The following is a 15238-nucleotide window of genomic DNA, read 5'->3' as shown; positions in this document are numbered from 1 at the left end:
CGGGACAGGAGCGGAGTGGTCGTCGACCGTCACGGGCCACCGACGGCGCGGCGGCGGGCCGTCGGTGCGGGTGACTGGGTGTGCGGTCCGGTGGGCGCGCGGCCGGTCGGCGCGGTGGGCAGCAGTGTCCGGGGACGGTCGTGCATCGGGTGGGCGGCCCGGGGCTGCGGCGCCCGCGTCCGGGCGGGTGCGAGGGGCGACCGGTCGGACGCAAGAGGAGCGTCGCACCGGGACGCCGGGGCCCCGGGACGTCGGAGCCGCTCAGCGACAGAGGGCGCTGGAGGTGCGTCGGTGGTCGACGTGACGACAGGCGACGCCGGGGTGCAGCGGATGCATGGTCAACATCCTCACGTCGCCGTCACGGCCCTGTCAATGGACACCTCATGGTGTCTCATCCGGCGAGACCGGCGCCGCCCCCGCCGCCGTCCCCCCGGGCCCGGCCGGCGCCTCCGGGTGCGGCTCGCGCAGCGCCGGGTGGCAGGCCGCCTCCTCCGGATGGAGCCACAACACCCCGTGCGCGGTGGCCAGTTCGACCGCGCCGGCCGGCGGGGTGCGCCCGCCCGTGAGCAGTTCAAGCTCGGGCAGCGTGAGGGTGCGCCACCGCTCCAGCGCCGCCTCGGCCCGCACCGGTCCCGCCGTACGCAATGCGGCGCCGGCCGCGGCCCTTGCCGCGTCCAGGTAGGTCCGCGCCGGACGCCAGCCCGGCACGCAGACCCGTCCGCCGGGGCCGTCGAAGAGCAGCGTGGGCAGCGCGTAGCGCACACCGTCGGCCAGTTCCTTGGCCCGGCCCGGATGCGGTCCGGGGGCGTCGAGCAGCCGCACCTCGCGGCACGGCCTGCGGGTCTCGGCGTGGTCGGCCGCGACGGCCGCCCGTGCCCCGGCCGAGGCCGAGTCGGCGCGCAGCACATCGGGGTCGAGCCCCGGAACCCCGTGCACCGCCCAGGCCACGCCCGCCGCCGAGTCCGCGGGCGTCCCCGCGACGAACGTGCTCTCCCGCAGCCGGCGCAGCACCCGTTCGGCCGGCTGCGCGCCCTGCCGCTGCGCGGCCTCGGCGGCGAGGGAGGCGGGCCAGCTGGTCCGGGTCAGCCAGTGCAGCCGCGCCGGGCGCGGCGCGCCGGTGTGCGCGGTGACGTCCCGCACGAAACCCTCGTACCAGCGGGCCTCGGCCGCGGGATCGGGCGCCGGGTCGTCGGTGTCGTCGAAGAGGATGCCGAACACCCGCCGCCACCGTAGCTGGTCCCCGAAGACCGTCCGCAGCAGCCTTACAACGGGCTCGGAGCCCCAGGCCCACGGGCAGGCGGGGTCGGTGAACTCGGTCACCGCGACCAGGGGTTCGGCGTCCGGCGACGCATCCGTCATACGCCGACCGCCCGCCGCGGGGCCCCGGCACCGGCCCCGTCCTGCGCGCCCGCCGCACCCCGCCGGGCGAGTTCGGCGATGGTGGTGCGCCGCAGCAGCGCCAGCGCGACGGCCTCCACGTCCTGCCATACGCCGGGTACCGCGCGCCCCGTCCCGGGATACACCAGATCGGCCGGGGCCTCGTCGCGCACCGTGAAGAACGTCCCGTCCACCGCCGTCATCACCTCGGCCACCGTGATCCGGGCGGCGTCCCGCCCGATCCAGTAACCGCCCTCGCAGCCGCGCTGGCTGCGCACGAGTCCGGCGGCCCGCAGCTCGCGGAAGACGGACTTGAGGAACCGGAACGGGATCTCCTGGGCCGCGGCTATCCCCTCACAGGTCAGGGGGCGCGTGCTGTCCGCGGCCAGCTCCACCAGGGCCCGCACCGCGTAGTCGGCCTTCGCCGAGATATGCATCTGTACCGTCTTCCGTCTCGTCGGTCGCCCGCCGCGGCGCCGGACCGCGTCCCGGCAGCCGAACGGGCGAGGCGGCATTGGATACATCTTGACATCCATTTGGCGGGCTCTCTACCGTCACCGCAGGATCGTGCGCGTACGCGCCGACGGGCGGACGGCACCTGCGACGCCGCGGTCGTCCAGGTATCCCAACCGTCGAGGCCGCCCGAGCCGCCTGGGCTGCGCGAGCTGCCTGATCCGTTCCGTTTCGGCCGTGTGTCCCGCCCGGCCCGGCCGCCCCCGCACCTCGACGAGCAGGAACCGCCATGACCTCGCACGAGACATCCCCCGCCGCCGCGTCCCGCCAGGAAGGCGGACGCGACGCGTTCCACCCCGACCTCACCCGGCCCGCCGGACCCGTCGAGCCGCTGCGGGCGCGGCTGCACCACATCCGCGCCGGCGCGCTCGACGACGGCACCGCGCAGACCGAGGGCATGCGCCGCTTCGCCGCTGTCAGCGGCGCCACCGTCGGCTCGGAGCGCATCTGGATGGGCCAGACCCATGTCTCGCCCCGCACCGCCTCCTCCAACCACCACCACGGCGCCTCGGAGACCGCCATCCATGTCGTCGCGGGCAACCCGGAGTTCGTCTTCCTCGACGACTCCTCCGGGGCGCCCGAGGAGATCCGGATCCGTACGGCACCCGGCGACTACGTCTTCGTACCGCCGTTCGTGCCGCATCGCGAGGAGAACCCCAGCCCCGACACCGAGGCGGTCGTGGTCATCGCCCGCAGCACCCAGGAGGCGATCGTCGTCAACCTGCCCGAGCTGTATGTGCTGGGCACCGAGCAGCAGCCGGAGTAACCGGAGTAAAGCGGTAAGGATGCCGCGAGGTGTCCTTTGCCGCGCCCGCGCTCCGTCGGCGGGTGCCGCCCGCGGCGCAGGTTCCCGTCCGTCCGGACCCACCGGCCCCCTGACCCACCGTCAGGGGGCTTTTCGTGTGCCACCCCTTGGATCCGTTCCACCGAATGAGACATCAATTGGTGTCCATTGACAGTGGCTTGCGGCTGCCCCCAGGATGAACAGCATGCTCACGACGCACCCCGGTGTGGTGTGCCGCTATGTGGACCTGCGGCGCACCTGTAGCGCCCTCTGTCGCTGACCGCCGTCCACTTCCGCCCACGGACGCCGACCGCCGGCCGCCACCCACGCCCACGCCCTACGGGGCGGGCGCGTTCGTGTCCGTCCTCCTGCCGCCCGTCGCCCACCGCCGCGCAGCACACGCACGGCCACCGGTACCCGCCCGGCGGTGAACCCGCCCTGCCCGCCGCTCCGGCGGCGTCCGACGTGTGCCACCGAGCCTCTCCGGCCCCGCCCGCCCGGGTGCGTGCCGACGCCCTCACCCGCCCGTCGGGCCGTCCCGCGCGCCCGGACCGCCCGCCCCGGCCCGGGACCGTCACAGAAAGAATGAGATGCCCGCACGAGTCACCTTCCGCCGCTCCGGACCCGGCGCACGCCCGTCCCGACGGGCCGGCCGCCTGCGGCCCGCCGCCCTCGCCGCCGCCTTCCTCGCCCTGCTCGCCCCCGCCCTGAGCGGCTGCGGCGGCGACACCGCCTCCGCGTCCGGCAACGCCACGCTGAAGTGGGCCTCCTCCTACTTCCCCGCCCACTGGGACCCGGTGGTCTCGGGCAGCGGCGCCCAGTTCCGTGAACTCGCCCTCGTATACGCCTCGTTGACCCGCACCGACGCGAGCGGCAAGGCCGTCCCGGACCTCGCCGAGAGCTGGAAGTACAACGCCAGGGGCGACCAGATCACCTTCCACCTCCGCCCCGGCCTGAAGTTCGGCGACGGCACCCCTCTCGACGCGAGCGCGGTCAAGGCCGCCGTCGAGCGGGCCAAGAAACAGCAGAACTCGGCCCTCTTCGGCGACCTCACCTCCATCGAGTCGGTCGACGCCAAGGGCCTCGACGCCGTCGTCCACCTCACCCAGGTCGACTACCAGATCCCCCAACTGCTCGGCGAGCGCGTCCTGCAGATCGCCAGCCCCAAGGCCGCGGCGAACCCGTCGAAGCTGGACCAGAACCCGGTCGGCGCCGGACCGTTCGTCGTCGAACAACTGGTACCGGGCACCAAGGTGCTGCTGAAGAAGAACCCGGACTACTGGGACGCGAAGAACATCCACATCGACAACGTCGAACTGACCTCGGCCCCCGACGCCGCCACCGTCGTCTCCGGCCTGCAGACCGGCGTCTACAACTTCGCCGACATCGACCCCAGCCAGGCCAAGTCCGCCGAGCAGGCCGGCCTGGACGTCTTCATCCAGCCGGGGTTCAACGCCTCCAACATCAGCCTCAACGTCAACAAGGCGCCGTTCGACGACGACAAGATCGTGGACGCCGTGCGCCACGCCGTCAACCGCAAGGAGTTCGTCGACAAACTGACCTTCGGCTACGGGGAGGCCACCGACCAGCCGTTCCCCAAGGGATACGTGGCCTACGACCCGCGGTCGGCAGACGCCTACCCGTACGACCCCGCAAAGGCGAAGCAACTCCTCGCCGAAGCCGGCTACCGCAGCGGCGAGATCCGGCTCGACCTCGTCATACCCGCCGAGGACCCCGCGGCCGAGATCGTCCAGTCGCAGCTCGCCGCGGTCGGGATCAAGGTCACCATCAAGATCGACAAGAACTGGTCCACGCCGTTCTTCGCCAAGGACCTGACGTTCTCCCTGTACAGCACCACGGGCCGTGACTCCGCCGTACAGACGCTCACCGCCCACTTCGGCCCCGACGGCCCGCTGAACCTCAGCTCGCCGTACGAGCCCGCCGGTTTCGAGGCGGCCGTCGCCAAGGTGCGCCGGACTCCGCTGGAGGCGCCCGCCTACCCGAAGGTCCTGCAGGCGGCGACCCGCGCCGGTCTGCAGAGCAGGGCGCTGGTGTTCACGTACTCCTCGCCGAACCTCTTCGCCAAGAGCAAGTCGGTCTCCGCCCTGCCCAAGAACCCGGCACACCTCGACTGGACCGGCGTGACCATCGGCGGCAGCTGACCCGGCCCGCCACCACCGACAACCCGTCCACGACAGACAGCAACAGAAAGGGGGCGATCCCCATGACGACGACCGCGGCACCGGCGACACCGGCCCGCCGCCGGGGGGCCGCCGCGATCCGGGCACGGTACGGGCTCGGCCGCGTCCTGGCCACCGTCGCCCGGTCGGTCGGGATCTTCGTGCCCGTGTTCCTGGTCGCGACGTTCGTGACGTTCGCGCTCCGGTCGCTGAGCGGGCTCAGCCCGGCACGGATCCAACTCGGCGAGAATGCCACCCCCGAGGCGATCCAGCGGGTCGAGGCCCAATGGGGGCTGGACCGGCCGTTCCTGACGCAGTACGGGGACTGGTTCACCGGAGTGCTGCACGGACAGCTCGGCGCCAGCTGGGTCAACGGGGCCGACATCTCCACGCTCATCGGCCTCGGCCTCGGCGTGAGCCTGTCGATCGCGACGTTCGCCCTGATCCTCGGCGTGCTCATCGGCTTCGTCCTCGGCACGGTCGCGGCGCTGCGCCGCACCACGTGGATCGACCGGGCGATCACCGGATTCGTCACCGTGATCTCGGTGATGCCGGCGTTCGTCGTCGGCATCGTCCTGGTGGCCGTCCTCGCGGTGGGGCTGCACCTGTTCCCGTCCGCCGGATACGTACCGGCGCGGCAGGGGATCGGCCCCTGGCTCGCCCACATCACCCTGCCCGCGCTCGCGCTCAGCCTCGACGTCGTCGCCGACGTCGCACGCCAACTGCGCACGAGTCTCATCGCCGCCTACCGCGAGAACTACGTGACCGGCGCGGTCGTCCGCGGGCTGAGCCCCCGGCGGATCTTCTTCGGGCACGTCCTGCGCAACGGCCTCGGGCCCGTGCTCGCCACCCTCGGCCTGAAGTTCCCCGCGCTCGTCGGGGCCTCCGTCGTGACCGAGTGGATCTTCGGCCTGCAGGGCTTCGGCCGGTTCGCCAACGACTCCGCGCAGGCCGGCGACGTGCCCGCCGTACAAGGGGTGCTCGTGGTGTCCATCGTCCTGGTCGTCTCCTTCAACCTGGTCGTCAACCTGGTGCTGGCCCGGGTGACGCCGGCCGCCCGGCGGGGGGTGTGACCATGGTGCGCCGCGTCCTCGCCCTGACCTCCGCCCGGATCGCCGTCGGCATCCTCGCCGTGATCGCGCTGCTCGCGCTCCTCGGCCCCCTGCTCGCCCCCCAGGACCCCCTGGCCACCAGCGACAACACGCTCGCCGCCGCGTCGGGTGCGCACTGGCTGGGCACCGACTACCTCGGCCGCGATGTGCTGAGCCGGCTGCTCGACGGCTCCCGCGTCAGCGTGCTCGGGTCGCTTGAGGTCGCCGTGATGGCCCTCGTCGTCGGCGCGATCCCCGGCATCCTCTCGGTCTACCTCGGCCGGGTCTTCGAGTGGGTCACCCTGCGCCTCGCCGACACGCTGGTCGCGCTGCCGTTCCTGCTCTTCGCGGTCGCCGTGATCGCGCTGCTCGGCAACGGCATCACCCAGGCCATGCTCGTCACGGGCGCGCTGGTCTCCCCGCTCTTCTACCGGGTCGCCCGTGCAGCCACGCTCTCCGTCGCCCGCTCGCAGTACGTGGAGGCGGCGCTCATCTCCGGCGCGTCCATCGGCTGGGTGGTGCGCCGGCATGTGTGGGTCAAGGTGCTCCCGCCCCTCGCCGTCGCGTTCGCCCAGACGATCGGCGTCGGCTTCGTCATCGTCTCCAGCCTGACCTTCCTCGGCATCGGGGTGCAGCCGCCCGAGCCGACCTGGGGCGGGCTGCTCGCCTCGGACCTGGGCTATCTCAGCCACCAGCCGTGGGCGCCGGTGGTGCCCGCGCTGCTGATCATGGCGACCGTCTGGGCCGCCAACCTGCTCGCCGACGCGATCCGCGACGTCTCCGGCGAGGCGGGGCGCGCACTGGTCAACTCCCGCAAGGCCCGCGCCAACCGCCGCGCCGCGGCCGACCCCGTCTCCGCCGGAGGTGCGCGATGACGACCCTCTCGAAGAACACGGACTCGCTCCGCGACGCCGGCGAGCCGGACGACGCCGGCACGTCGGCGGGCGGCGGTGGTGGGGTGGACGGTGCTGGTGATGCTCGGGTGGGTGCCGGTGGTGGGGTGGACGGTGCTGGTGATGCTCCGGTGGGTGCTGCTGGGGGGTTGGGTGGTGCGGTTGGCCCGTCGGTGGGTGCTGGTGGTGGGTCGGACGTCGCTGCCGACGCGTCGGCCGACGCTGCCGCCGGTTCGGCTGTTGCCATTGGTGGGTCGGTTGTCGGCGCTGGTGGACCGGACGGCGCCGTTGCTGCTGCGGTGGGTGCCGCTGGCGTGTCGGTTGGCGCCGCTGCCGGTTCCGCTGGCGTCGCCGCCGATTCGGCTGTCGCCGTTGGTGGGTCGGCTGTTGCTGCTGGTGGACCGGGCGACGCTGTTGCTGCTGCGGTGGGTGCTGCCGGTGGGTCGGATGGTGCCGTTGGTGGGTCGGTCGGCGCCGCTGCCGGTTCCGCGGGCGCCGCCGCCGGTTCGGCTGTCGCCGCTGGGGTCTCTCCTGGCACCGCTGCCGGACCGGACGTTGTCGCTGCTGCCCGGCCGGACGGTGTCGTTGTTGTCGGTGCGGGGGGTGCCGTCGGTGCAGGAGCGGGCGGCGCTACCGGTGTCTCGGGCGGTGTCGCCGGGGTCTTCGCCCCGGTCGGTGCCGCGGCCGTGCCGGTGCTTGCCGTGCGTGACATCCGGATCAGTGACCGGGCCGGCGGCCGGGAGATCGTTCATGGGGTGAGCTTCGAGCTGACCCCCGGAAAGGTGGTCGGCATCGTCGGCGAGTCCGGCAGTGGCAAGACCCTCACCTGCCGGGCCGCGCTCGGCATCCTGCCGCCGCACTTCGAGGTGTCCGGCGGTTCGATCGAGATCGCCGGCACCGACATCGCGACCCTGACGCCCGCTCAGTGGACCGCCCTGCGCGGCGCCACGATCAGTGCGGTCTTCCAGGACCCGGCGTCCTACCTCAACCCGTCGATCCGGGTGGGCCCCCAGATCGCCGAGGTCGTCCGGGTCAAGAAGGGACTGAAGCGGCGAGCGGCCCGGCACCGGGCCGAGGAACTGCTGGCCGCGGTACGGCTGCACGATCCGGAGCTGGTCTACACCCAGTACCCCCACGAACTGTCCGGCGGCATGCTCCAGCGGGTGCTGATCGCCGCGGCCGTCGCCGCCGACCCGCGTGTCCTCATCGCCGACGAGGCCACGACGGCCCTCGACGTGACCGTGCAGGCGGAGATCCTCGACCTGCTCGCCGACCTGCGCGATGGGGCCGGCCTCTCCCTGGTGGTCGTCTCGCACGACCTGGCCGTCGTCGCCCAGCTGTGCGACGAGGTCGTCGTCCTGCGCGAAGGCGAGGTGGTCGAGCACGGTCCGACACGGGAGGTCCTGCACGACCCCCGGCACGAGTACACCCGGCTGCTCATCGCCGAACACGAGCAGTACGGCCTGGAGAAGTTCCTGACATCCCGGGAGGCATCGTGACCGGCGACCAGCAGCGAACGACCGACCCCGTCCTGGAGGTCACCGGCCTCGACGTCCGCTACGGCCCGCGCCGCCCGTCCCGGCCCGCGCTGACGGGGGTGTCGCTCGCCGTCGCCGCCGGCGAGACCGTCGGCGTCATCGGGGAGACCGGCTCGGGCAAGACCACCCTCGCCCGTGCCGTGCTCGGCCTGGTGCCCGCCTCGGCGGGTTCGATCCGCATCGCAGGCGAGGACGTCCGCGGATACGGCCGCCGCCAGTGGCGCGGGCTGCGCCGCCGGGGTCTCGTCCAGTACGTCTTCCAGGACCCGCTGCGCAGCCTCGACCCCGACCTCACCGTCGCGCAGTCCCTGACGGAGCCGCTGCTCGTCCAAGGCGTCCCGGCCGCCGCGGCGGCCGAACGGGCGCGTGCCTTCCTGGACCGCGTCCGGCTCCCCGCGGACCTGCTCGACCGGCTGCCCGGAGAACTCTCCGGCGGGCAGCGGCAGCGGGTCGCGGTGGCCCGCGCCCTGGTGACCGAGCCACGACTGGTCATCCTCGACGAGCCGGTCAGCGCCCTCGACTCCGCCAACCGGGTACAAGTCCTGGAGATCCTCAAGGAGTTGCGGGCCGCCGGCGTCGCCCTCGTCCTCATCTCCCACGACCTCGGCTCCGTCGTCGGGACCTCCGACCGCATCGCCGTGCTGTACCGGGGGGAACTCGTCGAGGCCGGGGCCGCCCGTGACGTCGTCAACCACCCCCGGCACCCGTACACGCGCCTGCTCGTCGGCTCCGCGCCCACCCTCCGCGCGGCCCCCACCGACCGGGCCGGCCGCGCCGCGCTGCGCGCGCTGCTGAACGTCTGACCACACCATGGAGAGGAACGCCATGTCCCGCACGATCCACCTCGCGCTGCACCCCTACGGCGTCGGCGGCCCCGGACAGCACGGCCTGTGGAAGGACCCGCGCGTCGCGAAGAACGCCAGCATCGACATCGACTACTACATCCGCCAGGCCCAGGCCGCCGAACATGCCCTGTTCGACGCCCTGTTCATCGTCGACAGCCAGTTCATCAACGCCACCTACCCGGCCCACTACCTCAACCGGCTGGAACCGCTCACCCTGTTGTCGGCCGTCGCCACCCACACCCGGCACATCGGGCTGGTCGGCACGGCGAGTTCGACGTACAACTCGCCCTTCAACCTGGCCCGCCGCTTCGCCTCCCTCGACCACATCAGCGGCGGCCGGGCCGGCTGGAACGTCGTCACGAGCTTCGACGTCGGCGCGTCCCGCAACTTCGGGCTCGACGAGCACCCCGACTACGCCACCCGCTACGGCCGGGCCCTGGAGTTCGTCGAGGTCGCCCGCGGGCTGTGGGACTCCTACGAGGACGACGCGTTCCCCGCCGACGTCGCCGGGAACGTCTTCCTCGACCCGGCCAAGCTGCATGAACTCCACCATGAGGGCGAGCACTTCAAGGTCGCCGGGCCGCTCAACATCTCCCGCTCCCCGCAGGGCCAGCCGGTGATCTTCCAGGCCGGGGTCTCCGACGAGGGCCGTGACCTCGCCGCGCGGGTCGCCGAGGGCATCTACGCGCCCGGCGGCTCGCTGGAGCAGGCCCAGGAGTACTACGCGGACATCAAGCGCCGCACCGCCGCGCACGGCCGCGACCCCGAGCACATCAAGATCTTCATCCACGGCGGCCCGGTCGTCGCCCCGACCGACGAGGAGGCCCGGCGGCGCGAGCGGGAGATCTTCGAGGAGGACAACGACTTCGACCGCAACCTCGCGCTCCTCGGCCGCTCCTTCGGCGCCTACGACTTCAGCGCACACGACCTGGACGCGCCGTTCCCGGACGTGGCGCACCTCGCCGAGAAGGGCGGCCGGACCGGCGCCGCTAAGCTCATCGAGCGGGCCCGGTCGGAGAACCTGACGTTGCGTCAGGTTGCGGAGTCGGTGAGCGAGTTCCGCCGGTCGCCGTTCGTCGGGGCGCCGGAGACCGTCGCCGACACCATCGAGCACTGGTTCGGCGCCGGCACCTTCGACGGCATCAACCTCGCCTTCCGTACCGACGACGACCTCGCCCTCTTCGTGGACGGCGTGGTCCCGCTGCTGCAGAAGCGCGGGCTGTTCCGCACCGAGTACACCGCCGACACGCTGCGCGGCAACCTCGGACTGCCGGTCCCCGTCAACCGCCACAACCGTCCCGCCCAGGCATGAGGGCCGCCCCCGCGAACGAGCCGCAGTACCCGTTCGTGGCCGCCGGCGACTTCACCGCCCGGATCCGGCACCGCACGGCCGGCGCCGCCGGGCCGCACGGCGTCCGGGTTCAGTGGGGTACGGCGTCTGTGGGTGGGCGCGTGCCCTGTCGCTGGGCGGTGGCTGTGCCCGCCGCCGGTCGGGCTGTGCCGCTCCGTGTTCCCGGCTCGGTGCGGTGCCTGTCGCCGGGGCCGGAGGCACTCCGGACCGGGCTGTCCCGCCCCGTGCACTCGGTCAGGGCCCGGCGCGCGCCGCGGCGGACCGGCGACGACGTGCGCCGCCCGGCCCGGCGCACGGCCCGGCACGGCGCCCCTGCCAGGGGCCTCGACGCACAGCAGGCACCGCGCGGGGGCGGCCCCGCCGAGACCGCGCCCGCGCCACTGCGGGAGCGGGTCCGCGCCGTCGCCACCCACCCAGTCACCCCCTTCGGTCCCGCCGTCCCCGACCAGCGCGCCGTGATCCACGCCGAACCGCGTCCCGGAAGGCGTCGCGACGACGTGGCGTCCGTCCCGGTCCTGCGGCCCGCGACCGAGCCCGAGCACACAGGAGTGTGAGCGCGAGATGACCGAGAACACCGAGCAGCCGGGCGAGGCCGCCGGGCACGCCGACCACCACGCCCCCGACGGCATCCGCACCCGCGGCACCGTCGTCGTGGTGCCCGGCAGGGGCGAGAGCCCGGCGACCTACGCCCGGCTGGGCAGGCGGCTCGCCGCCGACGCCTACCGCGTCCGCGTCGTGGACACCCCCGACATCGACCCGGACGATCTGTCCGGGTCGCTGGCCCGCTTCGGCGCCCGGCTCGCCGACGCCGTCGCGGCCACCGCGTCCGGCGACGGCGTGGTCCAGCCCGTCGTCCTGGTCGCCGCCGACACCGGCGCCGCCGCGGTCGCCGCGCTGTTGAGCCGGACGGACCTTGCCGCGGCGCGGCTGCCGCGGGCCGTCGTCCTCGCCGGGCTGCCGGGCCGCGCCGCGGCGGCGGGCGGCGGCTGGGAGGACGAACTGGACGTACGTACCTCCTGCCCCGTCCACCGGGACACCCTCACCCACGACCCCCTGGTGCGGCGCGGCCGGCTCGCCGCCCCGGTGCCCGAGGCGCTGCTCGCGGCGGCGTACGGCGGCGGCATCGCCGTCCCGGCCCTGCTGCTGATCGGCGACGCGGATCCGCTGGCGGACCGCGACGCCGTCGCCCACCTCGCCAAGTCCCTTCCCCGCGCCCGCCTCGCCGTGGTCCGCGGGGCCCACCACGACGTCCTGAACGACGTGCAGCACCGCTCGGTGGCGGCCGAGACCGTCACCTTCCTGGAGACCCTGCGCAACGACCTGGTGCCGGTGATCGCGGTCGAGTCGAGCGGTTGGTGACCGGGGCCCGCGCCGGCACCGCACGCCCTCCCTCAGCCGGGTCCGAACGCCCGTTACCGACGCGTACGCTCACCCGTCCCGGGTGAGGCCGTCGCGCCTTCGCCCCGTGCACGCTGGCGACGAAGCGGTACACGACGAAAGCGGTACCCGGTGGGCGGCTGCCCGGGACGGAGGACGGCAATGACCGCGCAGACGTACCTCGCGTACGACTATCCGCTGTTGAGCGCGTTCTGGACGATGCTCTGGTTCTTCCTGTGGATCATGTGGTTCGTCCTGCTGTTCCGGGTCGTCCTGGACATCTTCCGCGACGACGCCCTGAACGGCTGGGCCAAGACGGGCTGGCTGATCTTCGTCATCGTGCTGCCCTTCCTCGGCGTCTTCGTCTACCTCATCGTCCGCGGCAAGGACATGGGGCGCCGCGAGCGGACGCAGGCGCATGCGCAGCAGGAGGCGTTCGACAGCTACGTCCGCCGGACCGCCGCGGGCGCGACGCACCCCAGCAGCGCCGACGAACTCACCAAGCTCTCCGAGTTGCGTACCCGCGGCGACATCTCGGACGACGAGTTCCGGCGCGCCAAGGAACTGGTGCTGGCCGGCCACGGCGCCGGTGCGGGAGCGAGCGCCGGGGGCGGACCGGGCACCGCCCCGGGCCCCGCCGATCACTGACCGGCGCGGACACGGCGAGGGCCGGCGGGATGCACGGGGCACGGTGGGGGCGATCGGCCCCGGGATGCGGGCCGTTCGGCCCCTGTGGGGGTGACGCAACCGGGTGCGAGGGTGTCCGCAGGCCCGGGAGATCCGCGGTGCGGGCGCCCGTCCGTCGGGCGCTCCTTGCCTCCTCGGCACCTCGCTCCGCCCGTACAGCATGACGGCGCGGAGCGGCGGTGATCGCGGGCGGGCGGGCCCGCGCGGGGGAACGCGGGGACGGCGGTGTCCGTCGTCGCGTATCCCCGGACGGCCGCGCGGGCCCGGCTCCCGCCCCGGCACGCGGACGCAGCCCGATCCGGGGACCGGCACCGCCGCCCGGCAGCGGGGCCCGCCCGCGGGGCGGGCGGCACCGGGCGAGCGAGCGGAGGTGCGTGTCATGGCCGTCACCCTCGCCCTGGCGGGCGACGCCATGCTGGGCCGTGATGTCGCCCAGGCGCTCGCTCACAAGGCGCCCCGCCCCCTGTTCACCCCCGCGGTGCACCACGCCGTACGGGACGCGGACCTGTTCCTGGTCAACCTCGAATGCTGCGTCTCCGACCGCGGCGCCCCGGTGGACCTGCCCGGAAAGACCTTCTTCTTCCGGGCCCCGCCGCGCGCCGCCGACGTACTGGCCGCACTGGGCGTCGACGTGGCGGTCCTGGCCAACAACCACGCCCTCGACTACGGCCCCGACGCGCTCCTCGACACCCGGACCCGGCTGGCCCGGGCGGGCATCCGCAGCGTCGGGGCCGGCCCGACGGTCACCGAGGCCCGCGCACCGCTGCGCCTGGACGTCGGCGGGCTGCGCATCGGCATCGTCGCCGTCACCGACCATCCCCCCGAGTTCGCCGCGGACACCGACCGCCCCGGCGTGGCCTACGCCGACCTCTGGCGCAAGGACGTACCCGCCTGGCTCACCGGCACGATCGGCGTCCTGGCCGAGGAGACGGACCTGGTGCTGGTCAGCGCGCACTGGGGGCCGAACATGACCGCGCGCCCGGTCCCGCACGTCCTGCGTGCCGCGCCCGCGCTCACCGGGTCCGGGGCCGGCCTGGTCGTCGGGCACTCGGCACACGTCTTCCACGGCTTCACCCGGCACGTCCTGTTCGATCTGGGCGACTTCATCGACGACTACGCCGTCCACCCGGCGCTCCGCAACGACTTCGGACTGCTCTGGCTGGTCACCCTCGACGGGCACGGCCCGCTGCGCACCGAGGCGGTTCCCCTCGCCCTGGACCACTGCCACACCCGGCTCGCCGACCGGGCGGAGTACGCCTGGATCGCCGACCGGCTCGTGCGCGCCTGCGCCGAACTGGGCACCGACGTCGTCGACGAGGGTGAGCGGCTCGCCGTCACCTGGTCGCGGCCGGCGATCCGGGCGGGCTGACCCCGCGCGCCGGGCCACCCGGATGCGCCGCTTCGGGCCGCTCTTCCGCGGCGGTGCGGCCGGGAGCGGTGCAGCGTGGAGGAATGGAGGAAAGGGGAGGAAGGGGGAGGAAGGGTATGGAAGGGGGCGTAAGAGGGTGGAAGAGCGACGCACGGCGCGGCGGGCAGCGGGCAGCGGTCAGCGGGAGAGGTGGGACGGATGGACACGGAGGTCGCGGGGCCGCGGATCGTGGTGGGCGTCGACGGTTCGCCGTCCTCGCACGCGGCGGTGCGCTGGGCCGTACGCTATGCCGGACTCGTCGGCGGCCGTGTGGACGCGGTGGCCGCATGGGAGATGCCCGGGATCGAGACCTGGTCGGCTCCCCCCGTCGACAGCGACTTCGACGAGGACAACGCCCGGCAACGGCTCGCCGAGCAACTGCGCGAGGCCCTGGGGTCCGAACCGGCGGGCTCGGTCAGGGCACTGCTGGTGCGCGGCCATCCGGTGGACGTGCTGCTGCGGGCGGCGGAGGGCGCTCAGGCGCTCGTCGTCGGCAGTCACGGGCGGCGTGGCTTCGCCCGCGCCCTGCTGGGCTCCGTCAGCCAGCACATCGCCCAGCACGCGCGCTGTCCCGTGGTGATCGTGCGCCCCGACGGGTCATGACCGCGCACGCCGGGCCGCAAAGGGACCTTGGGGCCCCGGGCATGGGCTGTTCGGCCTCAGCGGGCCGACGGGCCGCGCGGTGCACTGGGAGCTAGCAGGCGCAACCACGGACGAGGAGGTACGGCGATGACGTCACTGACACGCAGGCAGAGGTTCTCCTTCCCGGAGATCCCCGACTGGTTCGAGACCTTCCCCGCGCGGTTCGCGATGCCGACCATGGGCGACCTGTACACGGTCCGTGTCGAGGACTACCTGGAGGAGGGCCGCTACGTCCTGCGGGCGGAGCTGCCCGGTATGTCCGCGGAGGACATCGACGTGGTCATCGGCGACGGGATGCTGACCGTCAAGGCCGAACGCAGCGAACGGGACGTGGAGAAGAACCGCAGCGAGATCCGTTACGGCACCATGAGCCGCAGCGTCACCTTGCCGCCCGGCGCCGACGAGGACGACGTCAGGGCCGACTACACCGACGGGATCCTCACCGTCAGCGTGGGGCTGGGCAGCGAGAAGGCCGAGGCCAGGCACGTCGAGATCCACCACGGCGCCTGATCCGCCGGCCCGGACGGCCCCGCGGGAACGCCCCGGGCCTTC

General features: G+C 73.7%; 16 protein-coding genes. 14 read left to right on the top strand and 2 right to left on the bottom strand.

What is annotated here, in order from left to right; genetic code table 11:
* Positions 1-381: 381 nt before the first annotated feature.
* Positions 382-1359 (bottom strand): DsbA family protein, encoded by a 978-nt coding sequence (locus ACFYTE_RS13115; RefSeq protein ID WP_388708859.1) that lies wholly within the window; start codon positions 1357-1359, stop codon positions 382-384.
* Entirely contained in the window at positions 1356-1814 is a 459-nt protein-coding gene (locus tag ACFYTE_RS13110; RefSeq protein WP_388708856.1) for an RrF2 family transcriptional regulator, read from the bottom strand. Before ACFYTE_RS13110 ends, ACFYTE_RS13115 begins: the two co-directional genes overlap by 4 nt.
* A 305-nt stretch (positions 1815-2119) precedes the next feature.
* On the opposite strand from ACFYTE_RS13110, the gene ACFYTE_RS13105 reads away from it, so the two are divergent.
* From ACFYTE_RS13105 to ACFYTE_RS13040, 14 genes are all read left to right on the top strand, one after another.
* Complete coding sequence (locus ACFYTE_RS13105) at positions 2120-2656, top strand: cupin domain-containing protein (RefSeq protein WP_388708854.1); 537 nt, start codon at positions 2120-2122, stop codon at positions 2654-2656.
* Positions 2657-3264: 608 nt separating this feature from the next.
* A complete protein-coding gene (locus tag ACFYTE_RS13100) occupies positions 3265-4836 on the top strand; it encodes an ABC transporter substrate-binding protein (protein WP_388708851.1) in 1572 nt (523 codons plus the stop codon).
* A 62-nt stretch (positions 4837-4898) separates the two neighbouring features.
* Positions 4899-5927 (top strand): ABC transporter permease, encoded by a 1029-nt coding sequence (locus ACFYTE_RS13095; protein ID WP_388708849.1) that lies wholly within the window; start codon positions 4899-4901, stop codon positions 5925-5927.
* A gap of 2 nt (positions 5928-5929) precedes the next feature.
* Complete coding sequence (locus tag ACFYTE_RS13090) at positions 5930-6820, top strand: ABC transporter permease (protein ID WP_388708846.1); 891 nt, start codon at positions 5930-5932, stop codon at positions 6818-6820.
* 90 nt (positions 6821-6910) lie between these two features.
* On the top strand, positions 6911-7597 hold the full coding sequence (locus tag ACFYTE_RS13085) for a hypothetical protein (protein WP_388708844.1): 687 nt from the start codon (positions 6911-6913) through the stop codon (positions 7595-7597).
* Complete coding sequence (locus tag ACFYTE_RS13080) at positions 7525-8337, top strand: ABC transporter ATP-binding protein (RefSeq protein ID WP_388708842.1); 813 nt, start codon at positions 7525-7527, stop codon at positions 8335-8337. The genes ACFYTE_RS13085 and ACFYTE_RS13080 overlap by 73 nt, the downstream gene beginning before the upstream one ends.
* Entirely contained in the window at positions 8334-9179 is an 846-nt protein-coding gene (locus tag ACFYTE_RS13075; RefSeq protein WP_388708839.1) for an ABC transporter ATP-binding protein, read from the top strand. Before ACFYTE_RS13080 ends, ACFYTE_RS13075 begins: the two co-directional genes overlap by 4 nt.
* A 22-nt stretch (positions 9180-9201) precedes the next feature.
* The gene (locus ACFYTE_RS13070; RefSeq protein ID WP_388708836.1) at positions 9202-10533 is read left to right on the top strand and encodes an LLM class flavin-dependent oxidoreductase; all 1332 of its coding nucleotides are present in this window, start codon (positions 9202-9204) and stop codon (positions 10531-10533) included.
* Between the two features lie 185 nt (positions 10534-10718).
* Positions 10719-11126 (top strand): hypothetical protein, encoded by a 408-nt coding sequence (locus ACFYTE_RS13065; protein WP_388708833.1) that lies wholly within the window; start codon positions 10719-10721, stop codon positions 11124-11126.
* Between the two features lie 7 nt (positions 11127-11133).
* Positions 11134-11931: an alpha/beta hydrolase gene (locus ACFYTE_RS13060; RefSeq protein WP_388708830.1), complete on the top strand. Its 798-nt coding sequence runs from the start codon at positions 11134-11136 to the stop codon at positions 11929-11931.
* A gap of 180 nt (positions 11932-12111) precedes the next feature.
* Positions 12112-12597, top strand: a complete 486-nt coding sequence (locus tag ACFYTE_RS13055) for an SHOCT domain-containing protein (RefSeq protein ID WP_388708828.1) — start codon at positions 12112-12114, stop codon at positions 12595-12597.
* Between the two features lie 418 nt (positions 12598-13015).
* Positions 13016-14005, top strand: coding sequence for a CapA family protein (locus ACFYTE_RS13050; RefSeq protein WP_388708826.1), 990 nt, complete (start codon positions 13016-13018; stop codon positions 14003-14005).
* Between the two features lie 198 nt (positions 14006-14203).
* Positions 14204-14647 carry a universal stress protein gene (locus ACFYTE_RS13045; protein ID WP_388708824.1) on the top strand — a complete coding sequence of 148 codons (444 nt, stop codon included), beginning with the start codon at positions 14204-14206 and terminating at the stop codon, positions 14645-14647.
* 126 nt (positions 14648-14773) lie between these two features.
* Positions 14774-15196 carry an Hsp20/alpha crystallin family protein gene (locus ACFYTE_RS13040; protein WP_388708821.1) on the top strand — a complete coding sequence of 141 codons (423 nt, stop codon included), beginning with the start codon at positions 14774-14776 and terminating at the stop codon, positions 15194-15196.
* Positions 15197-15238 lie beyond the last annotated feature (42 nt).

This window comes from Streptomyces sp. NPDC004629 (genome assembly GCF_042873595.1).
In the GTDB taxonomy this organism is placed as follows: domain Bacteria; phylum Actinomycetota; class Actinomycetes; order Streptomycetales; family Streptomycetaceae; genus Streptomyces.
This window is presented reverse-complemented; position numbering and strand designations above follow the sequence as displayed.

Excerpts from the sequence above, each read along its gene's own strand:
- ACFYTE_RS13105 (WP_388708854.1), top strand. The coding sequence starts at position 2,120 with ATGACCTCGCACGAGACATCCCCCGCCGCCGCGTCCCGCCAGGAAGGC.
- ACFYTE_RS13090 (WP_388708846.1), top strand. The coding sequence starts at position 5,930 with ATGGTGCGCCGCGTCCTCGCCCTGACCTCCGCCCGGATCGCCGTCGGC.
- ACFYTE_RS13040 (WP_388708821.1), top strand. The coding sequence starts at position 14,774 with ATGACGTCACTGACACGCAGGCAGAGGTTCTCCTTCCCGGAGATCCCC.
- ACFYTE_RS13070 (WP_388708836.1), top strand. The coding sequence starts at position 9,202 with ATGTCCCGCACGATCCACCTCGCGCTGCACCCCTACGGCGTCGGCGGC.
- ACFYTE_RS13095 (WP_388708849.1), top strand. The coding sequence starts at position 4,899 with ATGACGACGACCGCGGCACCGGCGACACCGGCCCGCCGCCGGGGGGCC.
- ACFYTE_RS13050 (WP_388708826.1), top strand. The coding sequence starts at position 13,016 with ATGGCCGTCACCCTCGCCCTGGCGGGCGACGCCATGCTGGGCCGTGAT.
- ACFYTE_RS13110 (WP_388708856.1), bottom strand. The coding sequence starts at position 1,814 with ATGCATATCTCGGCGAAGGCCGACTACGCGGTGCGGGCCCTGGTGGAG.
- ACFYTE_RS13115 (WP_388708859.1), bottom strand. The coding sequence starts at position 1,359 with ATGACGGATGCGTCGCCGGACGCCGAACCCCTGGTCGCGGTGACCGAG.
- ACFYTE_RS13045 (WP_388708824.1), top strand. The coding sequence starts at position 14,204 with ATGGACACGGAGGTCGCGGGGCCGCGGATCGTGGTGGGCGTCGACGGT.
- ACFYTE_RS13060 (WP_388708830.1), top strand. The coding sequence starts at position 11,134 with ATGACCGAGAACACCGAGCAGCCGGGCGAGGCCGCCGGGCACGCCGAC.
- ACFYTE_RS13055 (WP_388708828.1), top strand. The coding sequence starts at position 12,112 with ATGACCGCGCAGACGTACCTCGCGTACGACTATCCGCTGTTGAGCGCG.
- ACFYTE_RS13100 (WP_388708851.1), top strand. The coding sequence starts at position 3,265 with ATGCCCGCACGAGTCACCTTCCGCCGCTCCGGACCCGGCGCACGCCCG.